4 protein-coding genes and 1 pseudogene are annotated in these 3,849 nt (G+C 42.7%); 1 reads left to right on the top strand and 4 read right to left on the bottom strand.

All coding sequences use genetic code 11. The features are described 5' to 3' along the window. The 4 genes from BFR47_RS14305 to BFR47_RS17610 all read right to left on the bottom strand — a co-directional run. The coding region (locus BFR47_RS14305) for a UvrD-helicase domain-containing protein (RefSeq protein WP_217645566.1) at positions 1–673 on the bottom strand (673 nt) is incomplete at its 3' end. 203 nt (positions 674–876) lie between these two features. Further along, entirely contained in the window at positions 877–1,572 is a 696-nt protein-coding gene (locus BFR47_RS14300; RefSeq protein ID WP_071473701.1) for a phospholipase D family protein, read from the bottom strand. Positions 1,573–1,733: 161 nt separating this feature from the next. Then, a complete protein-coding gene (locus BFR47_RS14295; RefSeq protein WP_071473700.1) occupies positions 1,734–2,159 on the bottom strand; it encodes a GNAT family N-acetyltransferase in 426 nt (141 codons plus the stop codon). 55 nt (positions 2,160–2,214) lie between these two features. Then, positions 2,215–3,507 carry an ATP-dependent nuclease gene (locus BFR47_RS17610; RefSeq protein WP_483869866.1) on the bottom strand — a complete coding sequence of 431 codons (1,293 nt, stop codon included), beginning with the start codon at positions 3,505–3,507 and terminating at the stop codon, positions 2,215–2,217. A gap of 224 nt (positions 3,508–3,731) precedes the next feature. Here BFR47_RS17610 and BFR47_RS17855 point away from each other — a divergent pair. Further along, positions 3,732–3,849: pseudogene (locus BFR47_RS17855) on the top strand (IS630 family transposase); the annotation flags it as partial.

The following is a 3,849-nucleotide window of genomic DNA, read 5'->3' as shown; positions in this document are numbered from 1 at the left end:
AATAAAACCTCGCCGGAAGCCTTGCCATATAAGGTTTTTTCATGATCTTGCCCTGAGCCTGACCGCTCTTGATGAGATAACCGGCGCGGCCAACCATCACACTGGTTTTACCCGTACCCGCACCGGCTAGCACCAGATTGTTGTCTTCGTCCACCACGCAGGCTTCCCGCTGACGCTCGGTGAGTGGCTGGCTCTCTACCGCAGCAAAGAAATCCGCGTAGTGTTGCAGTTGGCGAGAGACATAGCTCTGCCGCAACGCTTCCAGATCATCATGCTGCCACCCGGCGACATCGGCCACCCACTCGAACGGTACATCCCGTACCTCCTCGCACCACTCCGGGTCGGGTACCCGTACGAAACGAGCCAGAGCATGCTGCGCCATTGCCCTGGCCACTTGCAATCGCGACTGCCGGGGGTAGCCCTGGCTCAGCAACGCCCGAATGTCTTCTGCGGTTTTGATTACCTCCGGTGCCAGCTGCCGAAGCCAGTGTGCACGCAACCACCGAAACAACGCCTGGGCATCTTTTTTGCGAAGACCAGAAAAGCTTTTGGGCCCGGTACTGGTTTGCAGCACCAGCCTGGCGAAGATCGCGCCCTCCTGCAAGGTCGCCTCATTGGCCAGCGATGCGGCCAGGATCAGGTATTTTTCGTCATTTTTGGTGACTACCTGCAAGCCCTCTCCGGTCAATTGAAAGGTCGCAGATTCCGCGCCAAAGAAACGCATCAGCCAGTGAGGGGCAATATGTTTGGAAGAAAACCGTGAATTCATATTTCGTAAGACATCATCATTTTTGGTGCTCGTGCAGGTAAATTGAAACAGTCTAATTAACGGCGCCAGCAGCGGAACAATATTGCAATGTGCAATTCAATGTCTTATTAGCACAGTGTAAGATCTTCCGGCCAAATAAAATATGGCCCGAACTTCTTGCTGAACTTGAACTCACCGCCAATGTTCTTACCTGCCTCTGTCAAGCTATGCTTATCGTCAACAAAAGACAAGTAACCGGCCTGAGTGAAGTTTTCCAGTAGCTCGCTGGTTTTGCAGCCCAGTTTTCTGGCAAGTTTTGATGAAGTCAGTTTGCTCTCACCTTCACTGCTTGTGTCGTTCACTTCATCAGTCGGAGTGATTTTTTCCAAAGAAATTCGTACTTCATCGCTGATCCTGATAATCCGCTGTGCCTCATCGTATGCATCTTTGTAGATGTCAGGATCTTCAGTTCGAGAAACGGCGATACCCATTTCGTTATTATTAACCTGACTAAACTCGTAAAGGTTCAGGCTTGTTATGATGCAGGACTCTTCGTTGATATAACACTTTGCATGAAGGTTCTTGCAGAAACTGGTGCGAATAAAAGACAACTCCTTCAGCCAGTTGATCTCCTCCGGCTGGAGCTCACTTTTTCCATACACAATACGCACATCAATCTTGAGGCGATTCTTATCCTCCAGGAGTTCTTTTATTCGGTCATTCAGCTTTAAGAACGGACTAATGAGAATCAAACGCTCAGACGAATTTTTAATTAACTCTTCAAGATAGTAGTTTGTTGCACTTGTATTGAGAAACTTTGCCATTTATCTATCCTTACAAACTTACACCATTATCGAAAAACATTGAAAATCAAAGGGTGCCGTCATTAGTCAGCATTGGCCGCTCTCTTATGGCGACACTCTCTAGCAAATAATGCTGGAGTTAACCGGTTGCACGTAGCGCTAAATCCCACTTAAACGCCCTGTTAAGTTTGTTCGCCGAAGCTCATAAGGAAATAACCACCAAATTCATCATCCACTTGCGACACAATTTCAAAACCTTGTGACAAATAGAAGTCGAGTGCTTTTTGGTTTCTAACCATGCATTTAAGACTCAATTCCCCATATTCCCTTTTCGCAGCATTGAGTAGCGCCGAACCAACACCTTGGTTCTGTAACTCTCTTGAAACGTAAAGATGATGAATAAATTTATCTGGTTCCCAAATCGAGATAAAACCAGCAACGTTTCCTGAAACCTCGACTAACCAAATACGTTCTCCCTGGCTGTCACGATCGAAGTCACCTAGCTGGAAACTGTCTGTTTGGAGCCATGAAAAACTATCACGTCTGGAGTATAAATAGAGTTCTCTCAAACATTCGAGATAGCAAGCATTAAACTCTTTGATTTCCATTAGCATCCTTAACGCCAAATTCAGGGGCGCCGCAGGCGTCCCCTGAAATTTTTTGTTATACGCTGGTTATACCGTGAACTATCGCTTTCAATTCTTCTAGTTTATCCATTGCAATTTCACCCGACACATGCTTTTTGATTACATTGATGGGTTTTAAGTCTCCACGCTTACTATTTGGCTTTTCAATATTAAGAAATTCTTCAAGGTCAACCTGAAATTGATGAACACCCTTAGTTAATGGAGTTTTTGCATCGTTAATTAGTCTATTCCACATTGAATGATCAATGAACTTATTTTTTTGATCATTGTCACCGTCAAATAGCACAGAATGAGGTATGCCTAATTCCGTAAGAAGATGAATAAATCTATGGATATTAAATTTACCTACACAATCAAGAATGTAGACTCTATTATTACGTAAAAACGCCCATTCCCTGTCTGCTAGATAATCTAAATAAATTTTTTCAGACGGTCCTTCACAAAGAAGAACGTGACGTGCAAAGAAAAGGTTTGATCTTTCAGAGTCAAGCCACAAGAAGTATTTTATAGCTTCATCTGAAACTCTTACTTCTTCGTCGAAATCAGGATCTTTATTCTCACCGCTAAGCCTTGCTGCAACAAGGTTATTGCTGAGTATCTCTTGAAGATTAGATTCTTTTATTTGATATGCTTTTGTTTCCTTCTCTTGCCTGTGTAATTTGCAAATTGAGGGAATGGAGTTTATAGACTTACTTACAAATAAAGAAGAATGTGTCGAGATAATAATTTGTTGCCCTGGCTCACTGGATAAATCAATTAGACTTCTATAGAGTACATCCTGTTGTGAAGGATGGAGAAAAGCTTCAGGCCCTTCAAATAAGATTAATGTATAATCTGGATTAAAATCCTTTTTGGTAGCCTTCGCTGGAGTATGATATTTTGCAGACATTTTTATCAGAGTATAAATTAGATGCCTCTGCAATCCTTGCCCAAAGGATGAAATATCTACTCTCTGACCATCTAACTTCTGATCTTCAATATGGGGCTTTAACAAATTCTTTACTATATCATCAGGATTAATCGGTGAAACTTCAATATCAATCCCTACACCCCATTGCATCAAATCATTATTTATATCTGTTTTTAAAGATTCTATTGATAATCCACTAGCTTCTTCAGAACGGAAGGCATTATTAAATTGGGTAAATGCTGTATTAAGGTTTTCAAAAGAAGCACTAGTAGAAATTGCTTTTTTCATAACCAGTGCAATCAAATTTCTGAAAGGCGATGGTCCTGAAGTCTTTAACGTGTCTTCTACTTTACTAACAGCGGGAATATAGATTAATGAACCTAGCTTTGATGATGAAATGTTAGCAGCTCCATAAAATAATTGGTCGGAGATTTCACCATTTTCATATGCATAAATATTTGCCTGTTTAGCCTTTACCTTACCACTATCAGAAGCAAAATACCTTCTAACTCTTAAATAGCTGTTCCGAATAGTAGATCACTGTAAGGAAGGGAACTCAGTCCAGTTTGTGCGATCTGATCAGTCGCCAAACAAAACAAAACGACACCCAAAGGACTGAGTTCATGCCGATCTTACCACCCCTACCTCGCCCAGAGCGACGCCGAATGCACAAGATTATTCAGACTACGCGCGACAAGCAGCATGCCCGTCGAGTCATGGCCATCCTACTGCGTTATGAAG

Source organism: Oceanisphaera psychrotolerans, assembly GCF_001870485.1.
GTDB lineage: Bacteria > Pseudomonadota > Gammaproteobacteria > Enterobacterales > Aeromonadaceae > Oceanimonas > Oceanimonas psychrotolerans.
This window is presented reverse-complemented; position numbering and strand designations above follow the sequence as displayed.